This is a genomic window from Tychonema sp. LEGE 07196 (assembly GCF_963890365.1).
Taxonomy (GTDB): domain Bacteria; phylum Cyanobacteriota; class Cyanobacteriia; order Cyanobacteriales; family Microcoleaceae; genus Microcoleus.
In genome coordinates this window covers 77,051-95,053 of the sequence record NZ_CAWPRX010000213.1, presented here as the reverse complement: position 1 = coordinate 95,053, position 18,003 = coordinate 77,051, and the positions used below count along the sequence as shown (strand labels likewise).

General features: G+C 44.8%; 21 protein-coding genes. 9 read left to right on the top strand and 12 right to left on the bottom strand.

Annotated elements, in window-relative coordinates; translation table 11 throughout:
• Window positions 1-317 precede the first annotated feature (317 nt).
• Window positions 318-1,127, top strand: a complete 810-nt coding sequence (locus tag AACV78_RS27145) for a peroxiredoxin-like family protein (RefSeq protein ID WP_194008298.1) — start codon at window positions 318-320, stop codon at window positions 1,125-1,127.
• A gap of 136 nt (window positions 1,128-1,263) precedes the next feature.
• Here AACV78_RS27145 and AACV78_RS27140 read toward each other — a convergent pair whose 3' ends face one another.
• The 4 genes from AACV78_RS27140 to AACV78_RS27125 form a co-directional block, all read right to left on the bottom strand.
• Entirely contained in the window at window positions 1,264-1,515 is a 252-nt protein-coding gene (locus AACV78_RS27140; RefSeq protein ID WP_194008299.1) for a hypothetical protein, read from the bottom strand.
• 787 nt (window positions 1,516-2,302) lie between these two features.
• On the bottom strand, window positions 2,303-2,584 hold the full coding sequence (locus AACV78_RS27135; protein ID WP_228042024.1) for a hypothetical protein: 282 nt from the start codon (window positions 2,582-2,584) through the stop codon (window positions 2,303-2,305).
• Window positions 2,550-2,783 carry a hypothetical protein gene (locus AACV78_RS27130; protein WP_228042023.1) on the bottom strand — a complete coding sequence of 78 codons (234 nt, stop codon included), beginning with the start codon at window positions 2,781-2,783 and terminating at the stop codon, window positions 2,550-2,552. The genes AACV78_RS27135 and AACV78_RS27130 overlap by 35 nt, the downstream gene beginning before the upstream one ends.
• Before the next feature lie 613 nt (window positions 2,784-3,396).
• Complete coding sequence (locus AACV78_RS27125) at window positions 3,397-4,050, bottom strand: hypothetical protein (protein ID WP_228042022.1); 654 nt, start codon at window positions 4,048-4,050, stop codon at window positions 3,397-3,399.
• A gap of 126 nt (window positions 4,051-4,176) precedes the next feature.
• On the opposite strand from AACV78_RS27125, the gene AACV78_RS27120 reads away from it, so the two are divergent.
• Complete coding sequence (locus AACV78_RS27120; RefSeq protein WP_041623929.1) at window positions 4,177-4,401, top strand: hypothetical protein; 225 nt, start codon at window positions 4,177-4,179, stop codon at window positions 4,399-4,401.
• Between the two features lie 218 nt (window positions 4,402-4,619).
• Here AACV78_RS27120 and AACV78_RS27115 read toward each other — a convergent pair whose 3' ends face one another.
• The 5 genes from AACV78_RS27115 to AACV78_RS27095 form a co-directional block, all read right to left on the bottom strand.
• Complete coding sequence (locus AACV78_RS27115; RefSeq protein ID WP_194012311.1) at window positions 4,620-5,252, bottom strand: hypothetical protein; 633 nt, start codon at window positions 5,250-5,252, stop codon at window positions 4,620-4,622.
• 268 nt (window positions 5,253-5,520) lie between these two features.
• Window positions 5,521-5,910: a hypothetical protein gene (locus tag AACV78_RS27110; RefSeq protein ID WP_194012312.1), complete on the bottom strand. Its 390-nt coding sequence runs from the start codon at window positions 5,908-5,910 to the stop codon at window positions 5,521-5,523.
• A gap of 165 nt (window positions 5,911-6,075) precedes the next feature.
• Window positions 6,076-6,333, bottom strand: a complete 258-nt coding sequence (locus tag AACV78_RS27105) for a hypothetical protein (protein WP_194012313.1) — start codon at window positions 6,331-6,333, stop codon at window positions 6,076-6,078.
• Between the two features lie 38 nt (window positions 6,334-6,371).
• The gene (locus tag AACV78_RS27100; protein WP_194012314.1) at window positions 6,372-6,974 is read right to left on the bottom strand and encodes a siphovirus Gp157 family protein; all 603 of its coding nucleotides are present in this window, start codon (window positions 6,972-6,974) and stop codon (window positions 6,372-6,374) included.
• Window positions 6,975-7,236: 262 nt separating this feature from the next.
• A complete protein-coding gene (locus AACV78_RS27095; protein WP_194012315.1) occupies window positions 7,237-7,572 on the bottom strand; it encodes a DUF3846 domain-containing protein in 336 nt (111 codons plus the stop codon).
• A 137-nt stretch (window positions 7,573-7,709) separates the two neighbouring features.
• Here AACV78_RS27095 and AACV78_RS27090 point away from each other — a divergent pair, with 137 nt between their 5' ends.
• The 5 genes from AACV78_RS27090 to AACV78_RS27070 all read left to right on the top strand — a co-directional run bounded on the left by AACV78_RS27090 (window position 7,710) and on the right by AACV78_RS27070 (window position 12,852).
• The gene (locus tag AACV78_RS27090) at window positions 7,710-7,931 is read left to right on the top strand and encodes a hypothetical protein (RefSeq protein ID WP_194012316.1); all 222 of its coding nucleotides are present in this window, start codon (window positions 7,710-7,712) and stop codon (window positions 7,929-7,931) included.
• Between the two features lie 125 nt (window positions 7,932-8,056).
• On the top strand, window positions 8,057-9,724 hold the full coding sequence (locus AACV78_RS27085; RefSeq protein ID WP_194012317.1) for a ParM/StbA family protein: 1,668 nt from the start codon (window positions 8,057-8,059) through the stop codon (window positions 9,722-9,724).
• Window positions 9,717-10,229, top strand: a complete 513-nt coding sequence (locus AACV78_RS27080) for a hypothetical protein (protein ID WP_194012318.1) — start codon at window positions 9,717-9,719, stop codon at window positions 10,227-10,229. The genes AACV78_RS27085 and AACV78_RS27080 overlap by 8 nt, the downstream gene beginning before the upstream one ends.
• A gap of 43 nt (window positions 10,230-10,272) precedes the next feature.
• Complete coding sequence (locus tag AACV78_RS27075; protein ID WP_194012319.1) at window positions 10,273-11,070, top strand: P-loop NTPase family protein; 798 nt, start codon at window positions 10,273-10,275, stop codon at window positions 11,068-11,070.
• Window positions 11,071-11,730: 660 nt separating this feature from the next.
• Entirely contained in the window at window positions 11,731-12,852 is a 1,122-nt protein-coding gene (locus AACV78_RS27070) for a DUF6753 family protein (RefSeq protein WP_228042021.1), read from the top strand.
• Between the two features lie 422 nt (window positions 12,853-13,274).
• Here the strand turns inward: AACV78_RS27070 and AACV78_RS27065 are convergent, their stop codons facing one another.
• Window positions 13,275-14,504 (bottom strand): ParB N-terminal domain-containing protein, encoded by a 1,230-nt coding sequence (locus AACV78_RS27065; protein WP_228042020.1) that lies wholly within the window; start codon window positions 14,502-14,504, stop codon window positions 13,275-13,277.
• Between the two features lie 178 nt (window positions 14,505-14,682).
• Between AACV78_RS27065 and AACV78_RS27060 the strand changes: the two genes are divergently transcribed.
• Together AACV78_RS27060 and AACV78_RS27055 are read left to right on the top strand one after the other, a co-directional pair.
• Window positions 14,683-14,916: a hypothetical protein gene (locus AACV78_RS27060; protein ID WP_194012320.1), complete on the top strand. Its 234-nt coding sequence runs from the start codon at window positions 14,683-14,685 to the stop codon at window positions 14,914-14,916.
• A 151-nt stretch (window positions 14,917-15,067) separates the two neighbouring features.
• Window positions 15,068-15,688 (top strand): Uma2 family endonuclease, encoded by a 621-nt coding sequence (locus AACV78_RS27055; RefSeq protein ID WP_194012321.1) that lies wholly within the window; start codon window positions 15,068-15,070, stop codon window positions 15,686-15,688.
• Window positions 15,689-15,930: 242 nt separating this feature from the next.
• On the opposite strand, the gene AACV78_RS27050 is transcribed toward AACV78_RS27055, so the two are convergent.
• Window positions 15,931-16,413: a hypothetical protein gene (locus AACV78_RS27050; RefSeq protein ID WP_194012323.1), complete on the bottom strand. Its 483-nt coding sequence runs from the start codon at window positions 16,411-16,413 to the stop codon at window positions 15,931-15,933.
• On the bottom strand, window positions 16,410-17,792 hold the full coding sequence (gene tnpC / locus AACV78_RS27045; protein WP_194013151.1) for an IS66 family transposase: 1,383 nt from the start codon (window positions 17,790-17,792) through the stop codon (window positions 16,410-16,412). Before tnpC ends, AACV78_RS27050 begins: the two co-directional genes overlap by 4 nt.
• Window positions 17,793-18,003: the final 211 nt, after the last annotated feature.

Here is an 18,003-nt window from a genome sequence, read left to right as displayed (position 1 = left end):
AGCGAAAAGTTACCTACAGATGCCCTGAACCCGCGCTGATTCCAGTTAGTCTGTCAAAATATTTCACGCTTGTCGGCACCAATTTCATTGAGTCTGCTCTCGTTACAGAGGATTGGCGATCGCCCGACAGCATCAGCTTATCTGTGGTAAAGTAGCACAGCTAGACATACCCTGCCAGCTCAAGCGCAATAGTTAAAGCATCTCAACCAGGTGATACATCAATTCCGAAAGTAGTCGCCCGATTTGATGTGAGTAAACCATCTGTCCAACAACTGATTATTTTCTACTTTCCCAATTCCTTAATCGATAATTAGCCGATGAATATCCATACCCTCTTGAGCCAAACCTCACGCCAACGGGTGAGTGATGGAGCCGTTTTACCCATCTTGAACGGTTGCGATTCCTCTATGAGGCAATTGGTGCTGTTCTTGCCACAATTGGGAGATTTCGACAGCCTTGAATATGCTTGGTGGTTGCAGCGGGACGCTCAACGGCTGGAAACACAAGGGATAGCAATCCGAGCTGTGGGAATTGGCTCACGCTCATCGGGTCAGCGATTCTGTGGCTATACAGGATTTCCTGCCGACTGTTTGTTTGTAGATCCCAGTGCCCAACTGCACCACAAACTTGACCTGTATCCAGGTTTATCGTTAAAACTACCCGGTTTATCGGCTGCTATGAATGCTTACCTCAATCTATTGTTCATGTGTTCCGGGATTGGTAGCCCTGGCACTCTGGCAGAAGTATGGAGAGGATATCGAGGCGACGCAAGAGCACCTCAATTAATTGGTGATGATGAAATTATTCAGGCTTTCCCTCTTCCACCCCTCAGAGGCTCCACTTTCCGGTGGGCAGGTGGCAAAGGTTTCCAGCGTCCATTTGAATTGGCAACTTTGCGGCTGCGTAATATGGGAGAAGTGCTGAGTAATTGGAAAACCTATGTTCCAAATGCTGCTTATCTCACTCAACGAGGCGCAACTTTCTTGTTTAATGCTCGGGGAGATTTAATCTACGAACATCGAGATCGCGCCATCCTTGGTTTCGCTGCTGATATGAGCAATCCCCTGACATTTCTCTCAGAAATGGTGGCTGATGGAGACTCGCTGGGGCATGGCGATATGCACTAACTACCATACTTATAATGTGGTGCTGGCAGGGGGTAAGAGCGGCCGATAGCGAATGGGCATGGGCTTACGGATAGGGGGATTCATGCGACTGTACTCAATCCCATCATTGCTGCTGGCAATTTCTTGCTTACCATATTCATCCTGTTCCAGCAGCTCCCAACGGGAGCACCTCTCCTTTCCAATTGAACTCTACCCAACCATGTCGCCCCGGTTCTTCCCGCCCTTGTCCGTCAACTAGCAAATGCACAAAGTAAAGTTGATTGGTTGGCTCAAGACCACCAAGAAACCAGTTATCGTCAATCTCCGCCTTGACGTTAGCTTCATCCAATTGAATGCCAACTTGTGAAAACGTAGCCATCGCCATTTGCCTTAAAGTTGCCTGATCCATTTCCTTTGCCTCCTGATTAAGAGATGCCGTGAGCAGCACTCAGGCTGTGAACTTCCTCACCCCTAACATTACTAAAAACCCAAACCCAAACCCCAACCCGCCCTGTCCTGCCCTTGCCTCCCCGAATGCGATATCTTTTAGACCTAGATGAGGCGGTATTCTGAGTAATGGCAACAAAATATCTCGCCATACTAGAGAGAGATGAGCGTTTACAATTATTATGCCTAAACCAAAGAGGTATCCCGATAATTGGTCTGAGATTGCGCTATCAATCAAGGAAAATGCGGGGTGGCGCTGCGCTAAGTGCCGCCAACAGTGCCTCAGACCCGGTAAACAAAGCGGTTTAACTAAATCCGAACGGTGTGCTTTGACTTTGACGGTGCACCACCGCAATCGGATACCAGAGGACAATCGTCTCGAAAACTTAGTCGCCCTGTGTACTGCGTGCCATCTTTCGTACCACAATAGGGGTCAGTCTAACGTATCACCTGGGCAGTTATCTCTGTTCCCTGATGATGGTATTGATTGGGAGCTCATCGCTTCTTTTGAGGAATAGGGACGGGACAATTGATTTGAGCCGAATCCGCTGCCATCCGCTTCATTAATTTGAGAGCGGCTAGGCAATCTCAAGAGAGCTCGGTGGTTTCCATTGAGGGGAAAATACTGATAATCTTTATAATATTTGATAACTTTCAGGTTCGCGCCCTTAAAAAGATGAAGAGGCGTGTCTATTGACCGCCTCATAACATCTTTGAAGAATCACCTCGGCTTCAATCAGGGAAGTAAATCAATCTAGGTGTTGGTCAATTAGGGCAATCAGTTGAGCGATCGCCTTCTGTTCTTCTAAGAGCAATTCCTTAAGCTGGCGCATCTGCTCTTGGTTCGGGGGACGGTGTACCAAATCATCAACGAAGTCAAGCAAAGGGGACTTTCTAAAAGGTCTACTCAAAGCAGCTTCATCTCGCAAGCGCTTGGTTCGCTCTAGCTTTGACCGTTGCAATCGGTTTTTAGCCTGACGGCGTGCGATAAGTCCGTCAAGTCTTTGACATCCGTTGCCAGTCGTCTTCATCTCCATACATCTGTTTCACTTGTTGTTTCAACTCGGTTAGCTGTTCGGTAAGACTTGCCACCTGATCTTCAATAGCATCTGTTTTATCTTCCTGGATTTCCAGAGAAATCTCTACAGATTCAACATATTCCGTTAACTGTTGTATTGGATCGGGTTGGGGCGTATCACCGTTAGGCCCGTTGCCGTTGGTCATAGTCATGCCTCACTCGTGTCTGATAGAAGAAACTGGCGATCGCTTTTGATACAGATAAAACTATCGCCAGCGTCGCCGAAGAAGTTGTTACTAAGTTATTACCAAGTTTGATGCCAATTAGTTAGTTGGATTCAAGGGGATTCGCTTAGTAACAATGCTCATAAATTCACCCTCACTTGGAGCAGGCATAAGGAAACTCCACTCGCTGATATGAGCGAACTGTAGCCTGTAAAGCCAGCGAATCGTGTAAGTAACCCCGTAGCTCGATCCAAAAACCATTACCCTTACCCGTTCACAGCCATCAGATTGAGCTGGCAAACTATTGGCACCCCTGATAATCGACGGTAAAGTATCGTCTGGACTAGGCACAAAATCCAGATTTTGCGAATAAACGAATTGTGGCCTGAAACTTGGTGTCCTTGCCAGCCTAATATCAAAGTTTGTTGTCATCATTTGAGCCTCCTACTCGTTCTAGGGGATTAGTCGCGTGGAAGATGTTCCAGATATTCTGGGTGGCGTGATTAGTTCTAGGTTGGACAAGTGGCGCATCAAAAAAAACTCAACCCACTAACGTGACTAAAAGAGAATTTTTAGATGCCATCTTCTATCAACTCAATAATTAATCGTTCCTCCCGTCGCCCGGTGTAGGTGCTGTCGGTGCGTTGGATTCGCTCGCTATTCGCCAGCACAGGGCGCTTGCTAGTTGGTTTTGTTCGACACGCTCAAGAACTCGCACTGTAGGAAACCAAAGCTGCAAATGGGATAAATCGCTGTTGACACTACCCGAATACGCTTGAAATGGATCGCTCTCCAAACAAACCAAGGTTCGTAAAGCGTAGAGTTCATCCAATTTGAGTCCGTCCAATCGGTTGATTAAGGATTCCAGGGAATATTTTCTGAGTGCTGTGTACGGAGTCAGCGCTTGTTCCTCCAGTTGCCACCAACTCATCATGTTGGCTCGTTCGGTGGCACACAAAATCTCTGCTTTCCGAACGCAGATGTAAACTGGATTTCCGTCTTCCTGGATCAAATTATCTCGGTCATCGAGCAGGCGACCCATGACGGTTTCAGAGCGAACGTCGGTCACTTCAATGCGTCCCATTGTGGTGGTAACGCGGGGATTGGGTATTTCTACAAAGCTTGGTTGGGCGGGTTGCGGTGGCTGCCCGTAATCTGCGAACATAGAGGAAATCTCCATTGTGAGTGCCAAACCCCGCCCCAGAAGATTGCGAGTCAGAGGGGGCGGGGTTTGGTTTTGGATGAATTTCCACATTATACCCTTCTGAGTCCCTGTGTATACCCTCAGAGTCGAATATTGGGCATGAGGGAGAATCCTTAAGGACTTAGGAGCCCCTAAATCCTTGTAGGATAAGCAGTATATGAATTGTGGAAATTGAAAATGCCCGACATTGATGCTCCTAAAATGGTACGCATAGATTTTTCCGTGCCTGCTCCCCTTTTAGAGCAAATGCAAGAATTAGCCAAGGATGAGGGCTGGAAACCTGCCGAATTGCACCGGATGCTCTGGGTACTGGGTTTTGCAGCGTATACCGAACAGAGCAACAAACGCTTGGTAAACGATCGGCTTAGGGCAAACAAGGCTAAGGATAAACTCGACACCTGAGCTGTTGAGGCAGTCAAAACGCCTCGAACGAGGTGACAGCCAGAATTAAAGGTCTTCGTTACTGTTAGAAAGCTGCCAAGCATCGAGAAAATTACTAAATAAATTGCTTTATCCCTCCAAGTCAATCGCTTCATGGGCTAACTCCGCGTTTGCTACACTATGGGTGTTTTGTACCCATGCCGGGGCTGTAATATCGAGACTTCTCCGGCATAGATAATTTAGTTGCTCTCTAATTGCTGGTGGTATTTCCTAGTTTCCGAGATTCTACGCTTGAGGGTGTCTAATGCCCTCACCGCTGTCCAATTACCCCGATTAGCTAATTGGATATATTGCTGTATCAATTCTTCAGTGATTTGTTGGTCTAGCCACTGCACCAATTCTGCGGTTGCGAGGCGCGCTTGGGGATTGGTGTTGCCGAACATCTCGAACATTCCCAAACGCTGCATTTGCTCGAAGCTCATATCCTCCAACGCTTTTACGGCTTCTTCAAACTCTTGGGCGGTCAACTGGGACGGCTCATGGGGATGCTGCTGTAACAGGAAATAATCGATTTCTTTGTACGCGCCGACATACATTTTATGGCGAACAGTGTCGCATAAAATTGCGTGTTCGGGCAATTCATCATCAGAGCCTAAGTTGTAAGATTCTAAGTGGATTGCGAGAGTTATGTGTTCGATTAGAGGCGCGTACACGGCGTAGTAACTGAATGTAGCTATTGCTCTGCCGTTGCTCCATGTTGCTTTGCTTCCTTGATAGTACATGGCAAAGTATTGGCTGTTGCTGACTCCCACCATCTCCGGTAACATGGGTGGCATGGGTACGGGTAATTCGATAAAGTGCGTTCCTAGCATTGTTGTGACTCCTGGTTTAGTTCAATAGAAAGAAAACAGCCTTTAGATTGGTGGGGCAAGCTTTTAACCCCATTCATGCCTTGGGTTCTTAAAACTTGGTCTGCTTCATCTAACAACTCAAACGAGTTAAAATAAACTTGGATGAGGGCTTCGCTTTTATGATGCTTTAAGGTATAGCCTCGTTCGTGATGGGAAGGGTTACGGCATTTCACAAAACAAGCCGTTCTGACGAATTGGTGAATGTTTCTTGTCATTTTTCTGCGGTCTGTTATTCAAATAGAATGAGAGCGCTGGTTTCTTGGTTTTTCCCGTAGTCTGGGTCTACCTGCTTTCTCAACGCTTCAAACTCATCAAATAAGTCACTGCGGACATACTTGGTGTTGTTTCTAGAGCTTAGTTTGTAATAGGCGTGTTGCCATTCTGCAAAGGCATTCAATGATGGGCTGCTGTGCAGCAACCAATCGCAGTTGTTGAGGTGCTTGAACCCCCACTTTTCATCAGTCCATTCGGTGTTCGCATTATCCTTGCTATGCCAGCAAAGATACACGGCACCTGGGAATCCTTTGAGTAGCACTATTTCGTACAAATTCCAAGCTTCTGTGTAACGGTAGCAACTTTCTTCGTTGATGCACTCTCCGCCGCCTTCATCTAAACCCATTTGAGTACAATATAACCCTAAACAGCAGTGCATTGTGTACCTCTAACTTACTATTTTTTTTACACTAGCGACAGCTATCTTATTAAAATTATTTTTTTTTGGAGGTTAAGATGAAGCACAAAAGAGTCCTTGGTAAAAACTGATTATTTCCTGCTTAATGGCAATCTATAAAACGCTCAAATGAGTGTCGCGTCCTCCGAATTGTGCAACTTTCTGAGCTTCAATATCTCCGGCTTCCAAGGCTTGTCGGATGACTGAATTATCGGGCGATACTTCAATGCGTTGAAACTGGGGAGGAAGTTGATTTACTTCACAAGGGAGTTTGAGGGGCAAAACTCCGCCATTGTTGCTGATAGTTAACCCTCTTTTGTCACTTTCGGCAAGAAATAATCTAGAATGCTTATAGCATAAGACTTTTACCAAAAATATTGATTTCAGCCATTCTGTTAGAAAATAAACGCTCAAATGCTCGCTCTATCTACAGTTAAAATTTTGTCTATTATTTTTATTTTCCCAGAGTGACAAAAGAGGGTTAAGTGGATGCGGTGCAGGCTTAATTTCTTGACACCCTGAGATTTGAGACAGCTCTTGAGTTGCTGTTTCATCCAATCCACCCATTCGCTATCCGATGCTGCGAGTTTACTCAGGCGTTCTGCTTCAGCCTTACGTTGTTTGCTCAGGGCGTGGCGGTTGGTAATGGCAGCGCAGTAGTTATCAACTTTGGAAAGCCATTGCTCGTAGGTACTACCCCGTTTTTCTAAGAGTTGTTGCACCGCTACTTCTAATTTGGGTGTAATTTCTTCACCTTCGATGTTGTCGATTACTTCATCCAAGTCCTCCAGTTCTACAGTGAGTAAATGCAATGACTTAGTGCGCCCTCGGTGAGCCTCATAGCGATTGGAAATCAGAGCACGTTGGTCTGGGTTTATGTGTTGCCACGCTTGCTGCACAATTGAGTCGGTTTCAGGAGTTTCGGGGGTGTCGTATTGTGCTTTTAGTGGAGCTTTGAGGGCGGTCAGTTCTTCTATTCCCTGCTCTGAGGTTGCTAGAGTAATTGAGCGCAAATAACATCCAATAAGGACGTATTGGGCGTATTAGCCGTAGATTCAGTCGATATGACAGGTTCTTGAGATGCGGGTAATTGTGTCTTCTTTCTGGGCATGTGTCGCAATTGTTCTAATTGTGATTTACACCCATTGCGCTAGCCATTTTGTTTGAGTTATTTTAGTTATTAATTTTATCAATTATTAGCTATTAGTAAGACGTTATTATTATATTATTTTAAATAAGGAAGTTGCCCCAAGCGCAAAGTTGAGGCATGATAGATTAGATCCTACTTGCAATAATCAGATTTGTCGCGACTAATTGAAACTGAACTTCGGTCAACCCTATTGTTTCACCATCATCCGTACAGGCAGTAGCAATCACTTGACCGCCAAGTGCAATACTGCAACGGGTAATGCAGGTTAAGGGCAATTCCTTGTATAAGAATTCCTCATCACAGATTAGGTCTATCGCGGGTTCTGGAAATTGATTCCGGACATATTCTATGAACGCAGGTTCACCTGCAATGCCCACTCGGTTTTGCAAATCTGCCAGTTCCAACTTTTCTTCTACTTCCAGTCGGTGGATTCCTGTTGAATTAATCAAAGCGTAGAGCATAGCTTACTCCCTATTTTTTTACACCCTAGCGGTAGCCCTTTAATTTAAATTATTGGTATATTTAAAATTACTCTTGATATTAAGTTGATTTAGTATGACCTCTGCTTACCACTTAACCCGCCCAACTCTGGTGGTTAGTGCTATCACGCCCGCGGGCAAATCATGCGGGTATTGCTTACAGCGATGGCGTAATTACCAAGTGGGGTACGTTCGAGAAGTGCTACTCCGACACCGAACTCAAACACTTTATTGAAGATACTTTGGGCGTACCTGCTCGGTATGTCACTCACAATACCTACACCGTTTCTCACAACTCTAAAGCTCTTTCCCTGATAATCCACCCAAGATTTTTTCCTTGAAAGGCACTCTGTCCCCGCCATTTGGAGGGGGCTATTTTAATTATCCAAAACCACCGGATTTGGTGAGGTCAGACTTAAACTGAAGCCAATACTATCATTTTATAACGTAATAAAAGCCAGCGTTTATGAAGAAAAAATCCTCAATACCAGATGCAATTCTGGCTATAGATTTTGGCGGCTTATCTACTAGAGTTTTCTGCCAAAGCTCGCAAGCAGGCAGTAAAGCAAGCTCCTTTGTAATGGAATCGCAGGTGGGGCCGGTGAGCCAAGACATAGCCAATTGTTTCACCAAACCTAACCTCGCATCAGCATCTCCCGAAAATATTGCTTGGGTGGCAATTGGCAATGAATGCCGAGCCGTTGGCTACTTGGCAGCATCGCAATTTAATGCTCACATCGGTTTAGCGGGACTGAAGTACAGTAGCGCTTTGTACAAAGCTCTAGCAGCTTTGTGGGTAGTGTCGCGGAAGTTAGATTTAGGCAATCAATTTAGCGCTGCGATCTCCGTTTTCTTGCCCCCAGGCGAATTTAATGACTCCAAGCAATTTTTTGAGCTATTAAGCCAATACTCTGCTTCATTTGAAACACCCACCGGCAAGCTATCCGTCACCCTGGACAAAACCCAAGCTTTGCAAGAAGGCGGCGGCATTGCTTTGATCCACAACAGCAATTTAGGTTCAACCTTCAAGCAGCGGGTAACTGCCTTTGTTATGGTAGGATTTCGCAATGCTTCGGTAATAGTTTCGGCACGCGGTGCTGTCGGTAAGGGCAAAACTTCAGACTTAGGAATGGTAAGGTTGGTGGATCTAGTTCAAGAGCGAACCTCTAACTACGATGCTTCCCGTTTGGCTTTATCAATCGCTCAAGCAGGCGTTAGCTACAACCGCCCTTACTTTTACCGAATAGCTCGGAATCGAGAGGAGACAGCGAAAGATCGAGAAGTTGACCAATTGATTGAAGCAGTCAAGCTGTCTCGCTTTGACTACGCTCGAATGCTATCTCATTGGATTAATGAAGTGCTGCCGCCCGATTTAGATGAAATTGTATTTTGCGGGGGTACTTCTGAATATATGAAGCCAGAACTGCGAAATCAGTTTTCTCATTATTCGCTGTCTTGGCACGCAGGTATAACAGTGCCAAAAACACTCGATCCTGATGGTTTAGGTTGCCGCATAGCTGATGTTTACGGACTATTTTCTTACTTCAAATCTCAGTTTGAGGTACTGAGGCAAAGGTCTGTTGCGGCAACTTCTCAGAGGGCCGAAGATACAACTTCTACTTCAGGAGATGCTCCACTCCCTCCAACTGATATACAGAGTGTAAAAGAATGTGCTGAACAATCTATCAAGCCCAAATCTGAACAATCTACCAAGCCCAAATCTGAACAACCTACTCACCCAAAATCCGAGCCACCTACTCAATTAAAAATTGAGCAATTTACTCACGCTAAATCCGAGCAATCTACTGAACAAAAAATTGAGGAATCTACTGAACAAAAGACTGAAGATATTACTGAACAAAAAATTGAAGAACCCGCTGAACAAAAAATTGAGGAACCCACTGCACAAAAGACTGAAATTATTACTGAACAAAACAGTGAAGTTTGCGCTCAACAAAATGCTGATTCAAGTATCAAAGATAGCTGCTTAGATGATTCTAATAAATGGAGTGAGGAGGAGGAGTCGTCCAATACAGAACCTTCATTAGAGGAATCAGAAGCAAACTTAGATGCAGCTCTCTTATTGGGAGGGCCCTACCGAGGTGCTGGAAAGAAGGTGAGGAATTATGCCTAGAAAACGTTACAAGGAATTTTGCTGGCGCTGTCAAGTTTTGCCAGATTCCGAAGACGCTATCTTGCTATCTTACCTGCAAAATCATCCTTTTTTTAGTTTCCAGGAAACGATTTTACCTCTAATCAAAGCGCGGTGGCTGTTAGCAGCATTACGCAATAGCGGTAGTCATTCTAGTACAGAATTAGAGTATTTGAGGCGAGAAAGCATTAATTTTTTGCTCAGGCAGATAGATGAAGTTTGCCGAGATGCGGGATTTAACTGTACCGAGTTAGGAGCAATTGCCCCTGGTATTTCTTCGGGTTTAATTCCTTTAGCTACTTTCCCTCACTTATCGAATCCAGGTGCATCTATTGCTACGGAATTAACTGCCCTTGAGAGTTCAAATCCCGCAAGTTTGCCCGAAGAAAAAGAAGCAGAGGAATTTTCGGGAGAAGTTGAGTTTGAAAACAGCGCATTTAACTTAGCTGGTTTCGATCCAGCAATGGTCGGGCCTAGCTTTAGTTAAAAATTATTAAGTCTTGAATAGACATCCAGCAAGGAGGAATGAAATGACTAACATGATTCACTTGGTTGACGGCGAGAAAGGTGGCGTTGGCAAGTCGATGCTAACTCGGATTCTGGTTGAATTCAATCAGAAGTATGAACTGCTGTACACGTTAATTGATGGTGATTTTCAAAATCCTGACGTGCAGCAGCGCTATCCTGAACACAATGCAAAAATCGTAGCTTTAGTTGAAGATGAAGAGAAGTTTTTCGATATCGATATTATTTTTGAAACAGCAGTAGAAACTCCTGTGATTGTCAATTTACCAGCTCGAGTTTACAGCATTATCAACAAATGGATTGACGAAGCTAATTTAACCTCTCCTGATTTTAAAGAGCAGTCAGGAGTTGAGGTATGCAAGTGGTTTATTTGCGGTGGCACGACGGACAGCATTGAAATGTTTATTGACTCTTTCAACTACTTTGAAGGTCAGCTCAATCACATTTTTGTCCGCAATTTTGGAGTTTGCAAAGATTGGTCGCACGTACAAAGCCATAAAGAAATGAACAAGCTCATTAATAATTACCGAATTCCTGTGGTAGATTTGCCGGCTCTGAGTGCAAGAGAGCGCAAGTTTATTGATACGAAGCGGTTGTCATTTTCTCAAGCAATGAAACACTCTGAATTCTTCTTGATTAGTCAGCAGCGATTGCATACTTTTCTGGAAGACTGTTTCCGTCTGATAGAAGATGTAGGTTTGTTTAACAACGCACCCAATCGCAATAAAAAAGAAGTCATCGCGCCCTATGAACAAAAAAAAAATGAGGAAATGCAGATAGAAAATGAGCAACAAAATGAGTAACAAAATAAGCAACAGGTTGTAAAGTCTCAGGAGGCTGTAATTTGTAAAAAAGGTATCGTAAGCTTTTAAGAATCTAAATTAAGGCTTACGCACAGACTCTACTGATAGGGTGTGCCGAAACCAGCCCGCTGGCTGAGTGCAATCAACGCAGTTGTGTTATCCCAGGCGTTGGATATTAGCAATAAACGTTGTTTATTGCGTTTAAATTCTGAAAAGAAGAAGATTGATCGATCGCCCGCTACGAGATTTCCAGGGTTTCAAAAACTTCTTCACCACTGGGCCAGCGGGCTGGGTGGGCAGAAACACATCTTAATACTACAGATAGTGTCTAAACCGATAATTTGCGGGTATTCCTGTAAATTTTACAGTCAGATCAATTCCGGTTGCACTCAGACATGATGTTGACTGTTGACCCTTCGACTACGCTCAGGGCGACGCTGTTGACTGTCAATCGAACAACTGAAAATTGCGCCGAGATAGGTGGCGACTTGTAACAATCATTCATGAATTGCCCTCTAATTTATCACCTGACGATGCAGCCGGAAACGATATCAATGGGTGATGAACTCGTTAGGAGACGGACAAAATATGAGTTCACACTATAGAATGCGCGATGCAGAACAGCATAAAGATTAGGATTTTGATTAGGTAGGAGGTTAAATGTCCGATCAACTTTTAGAAGAACTTTCCGAAGTTGACTCTGAAGAGTTTGGCGAGATATTGGAAACGCCAAGGGAACAGGGAAGACTTAATAATACCAAAAATAATTCCATACAATCCGCTGAAAATTCGCAAAGTTTGCCCGATTCTCCAGATACATTCCCAGAAGATGCAGTACAAGAAAAGTTGAAATCAAATGGGAGTAAGCTAAATGAAGAGGAGTTTTGGGAACTCATAGACGATGATTCGAGGGAAAGAGAAGCTCTGAACAGAGATCCTTTATCTGCCCCTCCCATGTACGAGAGAGATACTGAGTCACTAATCAGCCAGGTACTCAAGGGCAAAGACTCCAAATTTCGCTCTCATGTCATTCAGACAGCTTACCGATACGGTCTCAATAAAAATGACCCGCTTTTTATCGTATTGCTGGCTACAGGTCAACTCGAACTGCTGTTAGAAAAAAAACCGCAAGAGATTGACCAGTTTTTCAAGAATTGGCAATCTCAATGGCAAGGTGATTTGAAAGATTCTCAAGCTGTTATTTCTCAAGAACTGGAACAAGTTCGCCAGCTTACTGAAAATTGGGAAAAAGAAAGCAGGGAGTTTTTAGAACGGCAGGGAAAAGCGGCTGTTAAGGTGCAACATCGCCACATTTCTAACTCAGTTTACACCCTAGTGCGACAAGCAGCTTTAGAGAAAGTTGCTCACGATATTTGGTCGGTGATTTTTGGGAGCGGGGTAGTGTTAGGGGCGATGGCGATTGGCGCTTTTATCGGGTTAGCTGTGCCCCGGTTCATTCCACCGCCTGAACTCGACCCAAAAGGGCCGCGCCAGCTCACTTTAGAACAAGCCGTAGCGCTCGAATGGGGGCTGAGCAAAGAGGGTCAGTTTGCTCGCCTGAACGCGGATACAATTCAGTGGGCAACAAGCAATGAAGGGAAATATGCTCGCCAACTTATGAGCTGGAATCAAGCTTTGTTGAGCGAAAAAGGTGACAAAAAATTGTGTGAAACTGAGATAAATCGATTGGGGGTGACGCTGACAGTAGAGGGTAAACCTGCACAAAAAGGATTTTGTACTTTGTGGATTCGCTCCCCTCAAGAACGAAAGTTTGTTCCTTGATGGCAAATACTAAAATCGAGAAGGGGATGTAAATAAGTTAGCTTACCAGGAGAAATCTATGATGGCCAATTTGAACAATCAGCCGTTATCTGACCAAAATCCGAAGCAAGTGCAGTCGCAAATATCGGGTGTTTTAGTTGCACTAAATGACCCATTCGATGAGATGGTTTGGGATTACTGTTTGAGTCAAACATACCCAATATCGGAACAGATTAAGATTGTACTGAGTGCTTTCTGGGGACCGTTTGCTGCCAAAAATGCTAGCAAGTCTCCTGAGCGAGTGCGAGCAATAGCTTGTTATTCACTGCAACAATTAGCAGCTCAACAAAAATTGATTGACTCAGTGTTTGAACTGTCAAGTGAATCAACTAAAATTTCCGAAGTTATTGCTGTTCCCCAAAGGAAAAATAGTTGCAAGGTACTCAATCAAGTTTGTGTCTATCCTCAATCTGTTCTAAATACTGCAATTCGGTGGGAGTAAGAGCCGTTGTTCTTTCTAACAAGTTCAGAATTTCGACTTCAAACGGATCTAGATTTCCTAATTTGTGAAGTCGGTCAGTGCGATCGCAAATTTCTTGAAGTCCCGGTTGATTTTCGAGCGGCACGACGGTGAGAGCTGAGTGTTTGAAGGTATGCAAATTCATGGCAAGAGTAGGGATGTGCCGCATCCACACGGTAGCCGTTTTCTCGCCCACTGACTGAATGCGCCCCAACCGACCGTTAACGTCCTGGCGATCGGGCGCATACACTTCTACTAACGAACTAATTTTGAGCGTTAGGTGGTGAGCGATGGCAGGTTGCTTTTCAGGTTCCACTTTCCGGCATCGCCCCTGTAAAGTTTTGGCAACTTGAGCCGGACGACTGCGAGCATCATTGGCCAAAGTAAGAACTTCCTTCTTTGTCAGCCCAGCAGAGCGGTTAAGAATCTTCCACTTCACATCTTCTCCTCCAATAGAACTAAGAGCATCCACAGCTCGAGTAAACTTGGCATCCCGGTAAATCGTTCTGGGGGAAGCTTTGAACCGTTCTCCCAACTCTCGTGCTGTTTTGTCTGTCAAGCTGGCATTTTGACAGCTTGCTCCTTCTGGCATTGTTTTGTCTGTCAAGCTGCCATTTTGACAGCTTGCCTCATCTGGCATTGTTTTGTCTGTCAAGCTGCCATTTTGACAGCTTGCTCTATCTGGCGATATTTTGTCTGTCAAACTGTCAAAATGACAGTTTGCCGAACGCTTGCCCCCGTGAGATTCCTTGGTCAGCTCGTACCAGGTGCCGCGCAGGTAGCTAACGGATTCTGGCGTCAAGCTGCGCCGTCCCAGTTGGTTGGCGATCGTCCAGACCTTGACTGCATTCCGGCCCTCAAAAGACATCTCTACAATTTCGTAGGGTATGCCGTACGCGGTACAGATGGCGAACCTGTTGTGGCCGTCGATGAGAAGCTTTTCCTCGGCCCAGACTACTAACGGGTCGCGGCATCCTTCCTCCAGAATGCTCGCTTGCAGGGCAGCTTTTTCGTCTTTACTCAGGGGAGGAATGAGAGATTGAAATTCGGGGTCGATTCGCAGTTGTTTCGCAGCACAAGAGGTACACCCTCCAATACCCCCCGGCAAAACAATTAACGCTTGCGGCTCCCAATCGTCTGCTTCTGATTGCATTTGACGCATTCCTGGCGAGTTTGTTGAATGCAAGGCTCGCCCGCGCTCGACCGCAACCGGAGTAGGGGAGTCAGCGCGGGCAGGAATTTTCTTGAACTATTCAACACTAACATAGTTATCGTCGAGAAGCCTCCAGAAAATGCGAAAATAGTAAAAAAAAGGAAATGCTATCGACGCTATGTCACCCAGGAAAGGAATTCACCCCCATCCCAACTCACTAGCCAACCTCAACCGCTCTGGGGGACAACCCCGCTATGAAGAACCCAAGAAGCAAAGAAATATCCAGGTAACGTCGGTGGGATGGGAGGGAATTCGCGCGATCGCCATTGAACGCGGATTGAGCCTCAACGAGTTGATAGAACAGATTGGCAGGGGTCTAATTCCCCTTGGCAATGGTGAAAAAAGTAACTAATCGCCAGATATGGAAAGGGAGGTTAGATAAAAAAATTTTCTATCAACTCGTTACTAGAAGTTTTATTGATAGTAATGACGGGGTTTTTATCGGTAAAAACTTGTTAAAAATTACGCTTTTGTGCCGTGTAAATCTATCAAGAAAAAACACAATGGTTCAATCACCTCCAAACCTTATAACTGTTGATGAATTTATTACAAACTACGGCGACAGCGATTGCTACGAACTGATTGATGGTGAATTAACCGAAATGGAACCAACAGGGCCGCACGAACAAGTATCCGGTTTTCTGGGACGAAAACTGAATGTAGAAATTGACCGCCTGGATCTACCCTACCTTATCCCCCCTCGCTGTCTCATCAAACTATTAGGAACAGCAACAGCCTTTCGCCCCGATGTGCTTGTATTAGACCAAACTCGACTAATTAATGAACCTTTGTGGCAACAAGAACCTGTAATTACATCAGGTTCCTCAATTAAACTGATTGCTGAAGTCGTTAGCACCAACTGGCAAAACGATTACGCTCGCAAAGTTGAAGATTACGCCCTGCTTGGAGTGCCTGAGTATTGGATTGTTGACTATTTGGGCATTGGTGGCAGAGAATATATTGGCAAACCCAAACAGCCAACAGTTACAATTTGTACGCTGCAAGATGACGAGTATCAAAAACAGTTGTTTCAAAATGACGATCGGCTTATTTCATCAATCTTTCCCGACTTGCAATTAACCGCACAAAAAATCTTCGCTGCCGGCAGATATGCTGCTATGTAGCTTATATCTAGGTAACGTCGGTAGGATGGATGAAATTCGTGCGATCGCAATTGAACGGGAATTGAGTCTCAACGAGTTGAGCGAACAGATTGGCAAGGGTCTGATTCCCCTTGGCGCTGAAGAAAGTAACTAATAGCTTGGTCAGGAAAAGGAGGGTGCATTCAAAAAAACTTTCTATCAAATCGTTACCATAAGTTGTTTTGAAAAAGAACACTAATTTAGTCGTTGATTCTCCGAGCATTTTAACTAGCTTTCAAAATTTGCTCAATTAGGGAGACAACTTGCTGCGGTCGATGCTCAAAGTGCTTCTTAATTTGAAATTTTAACGAATCTGCTGGCACATCTTTTTTGTTTAGTTTCAGGCGAATATGCTCACTTCGTGGGAGAGTGGAATTGAGCGCTCGAATAACGGTGCGGCATTGTCGGAGACTCAGGCTAGCGACTTGAATGAAGGGTAGATTTAATGTGTCGGTATCGAGTTGAATATTAGAAGCAAATTCGGCTTTAAGTTGTAGCGAAGAGGTGAGGCGCTGTTCTTCTGTGGGTTCTGGAGTTGCTGCCGATTCGGTAACAGCAGGAAAGGAAGCAATTTCATTGAGAAGAGGCACAAAATCTGGGGCAAGTTCTGCTGAGAGTTTTTCAGAATGATTCATCCGCTTCGATGCTAACAGCGTAGCGAGATAGTGAACAATTAAGCCACCGTAACCAAAAATGTAATTGCTCAACTAGGGGAAAAAAGGGAGCCATGAAGAGAGAGGGCTTTTTGAATAGCTTGATAAGCAGTTAAGCCCTGCCTTTTACCAGTATTGACAACTGAACGAACCGCTGCAAATAAATCTCTACCCCATTCCGAACGAAAGCAATTAGTCACGCGACGAAATATCACGCTCATCCGAATCGCTTGTTCGCTCGAATTATTTGTGGGTGGAATTGTCACATCTTCCAGAAATAAAAACAAATTATCCATCAACTCGCCATAGCGTTTTCGTAACCGGACACCATCCGGCTGATATGGGGCTAAACTCAAAATTCTGGTTAATCTTTCTCGTAAATTGCTGCGATATCTCTCCAGCTTTGTCTCGTCCATCCTGTCGCGTCGTCGATGGATGACAAAGGCCCTTAATAATAACCTCTTCATCGCTGGGGCAAAAATCTTGTCTCCTGCATCAATCGCATATTGGCAATCCCGTAGTTGATGGGCTAAACACACCTGCCATTGTGCTGCTGGGTGATTTTTTTGAGCGCTAAAAAGATCTGATACCCACAGTTGCGGGCGATGTTCCCCGAGAACTTCACTAATTACTCCAGCCCCTCGACTGGGACGGATGACATGCAGGCAAATATCTTGGTTCTGAAACACCCACTCCCATTGGTTTTGTCCGTTTACTCTGGCACTGGTTTCATCCGAGCAAATTAATTTTGCCTGTCGCAAACGTTGTAGTATTTGATTTACTTGCTCATCTAAACTGGTTTTGACTGTACTTAAAAGGTTGGCGATCGCTCCTTCTGAGATCTTGAGTCCAAAAACGGATGACAAGATTCCCGACAGCCGTTCGTAGCTGATCGCATGAGTGTAGCGCAGATATGTGACTAAGCTTTGAATTGAACTGCCAAATGGTGAACCTGGTTCCATTCCAGCAGGTACTGGGGCAAGATACTCGGTTTGACAACAGGGGCAGCGACCGCCATAACGTTCAATGCGCGTTACGAGCGGGCGAATTGGTGGTAGTTCAATTTTGTCATAGACGGATTGCAATTTTTGGGTTGTGGCAGTTATTGTTTCTGAACACTGGGGGCAACTTTTGATTTGAGCGATAATGATTTGGTCGGGTTCGGGATGTAGATGTCTTCCCCCTCCTGTTCTGCCAATGCTTTTTTGTCTTTTGACGGATTCTATTTTCGATGGCTTCGACTTGATGTTGGGCTTGAATCCTTTCGATGGTGGAGTGCTGGAATTTGAGCTGGTTTTGGTGGGGGATGAGTCTGTTTTTGATGCGTCAGTGGATAATGCTGCACGCAGTTTTTGAATTTCCTGCCATAGCTCTACTATCAAGGCGTCTTTTGCCTCGTCTGATAGTTGTTTTAGGTCAGGGAGTTTTTTCATTCCTCTATCTAATGTCTATCTCGTTCTCTTGTCAAGGGGGTTGAGCAATTACGTTGTAGAATATACAAAATTGACGCGCTGCAACCACAGAAACTGGGTTTTTAGCAAAATTTTCGGCTGTAACAAAGTATCTTCGCAAAAAGCCGGTTTCTGAATACTCGTGCATTAAGTATTATATAATCAGAAATCTGCCCTCGATCAATGTTGCCAA

Excerpts from the sequence above, each read along its gene's own strand:
- AACV78_RS27110 (WP_194012312.1), bottom strand. The coding sequence starts at position 5,910 with ATGGGTTTAGATGAAGGCGGCGGAGAGTGCATCAACGAAGAAAGTTGC.
- AACV78_RS27125 (WP_228042022.1), bottom strand. The coding sequence starts at position 4,050 with ATGTGGAAATTCATCCAAAACCAAACCCCGCCCCCTCTGACTCGCAAT.
- AACV78_RS27055 (WP_194012321.1), top strand. The coding sequence starts at position 15,068 with ATGGTTCAATCACCTCCAAACCTTATAACTGTTGATGAATTTATTACA.
- AACV78_RS27130 (WP_228042023.1), bottom strand. The coding sequence starts at position 2,783 with ATGACTATGACCAACGGCAACGGGCCTAACGGTGATACGCCCCAACCC.
- AACV78_RS27140 (WP_194008299.1), bottom strand. The coding sequence starts at position 1,515 with ATGGATCAGGCAACTTTAAGGCAAATGGCGATGGCTACGTTTTCACAA.
- AACV78_RS27080 (WP_194012318.1), top strand. The coding sequence starts at position 9,717 with ATGCCTAGAAAACGTTACAAGGAATTTTGCTGGCGCTGTCAAGTTTTG.
- AACV78_RS27135 (WP_228042024.1), bottom strand. The coding sequence starts at position 2,584 with ATGAAGACGACTGGCAACGGATGTCAAAGACTTGACGGACTTATCGCA.
- AACV78_RS27115 (WP_194012311.1), bottom strand. The coding sequence starts at position 5,252 with ATGCTAGGAACGCACTTTATCGAATTACCCGTACCCATGCCACCCATG.
- AACV78_RS27085 (WP_194012317.1), top strand. The coding sequence starts at position 8,057 with ATGAAGAAAAAATCCTCAATACCAGATGCAATTCTGGCTATAGATTTT.
- AACV78_RS27095 (WP_194012315.1), bottom strand. The coding sequence starts at position 7,572 with ATGCTCTACGCTTTGATTAATTCAACAGGAATCCACCGACTGGAAGTA.
- AACV78_RS27145 (WP_194008298.1), top strand. The coding sequence starts at position 318 with ATGAATATCCATACCCTCTTGAGCCAAACCTCACGCCAACGGGTGAGT.
- AACV78_RS27070 (WP_228042021.1), top strand. The coding sequence starts at position 11,731 with ATGTCCGATCAACTTTTAGAAGAACTTTCCGAAGTTGACTCTGAAGAG.
- AACV78_RS27065 (WP_228042020.1), bottom strand. The coding sequence starts at position 14,504 with ATGCAATCAGAAGCAGACGATTGGGAGCCGCAAGCGTTAATTGTTTTG.
- AACV78_RS27075 (WP_194012319.1), top strand. The coding sequence starts at position 10,273 with ATGACTAACATGATTCACTTGGTTGACGGCGAGAAAGGTGGCGTTGGC.
- tnpC (WP_194013151.1), bottom strand. The coding sequence starts at position 17,792 with ATGAAAAAACTCCCTGACCTAAAACAACTATCAGACGAGGCAAAAGAC.
- AACV78_RS27060 (WP_194012320.1), top strand. The coding sequence starts at position 14,683 with ATGTCACCCAGGAAAGGAATTCACCCCCATCCCAACTCACTAGCCAAC.
- AACV78_RS27120 (WP_041623929.1), top strand. The coding sequence starts at position 4,177 with ATGCCCGACATTGATGCTCCTAAAATGGTACGCATAGATTTTTCCGTG.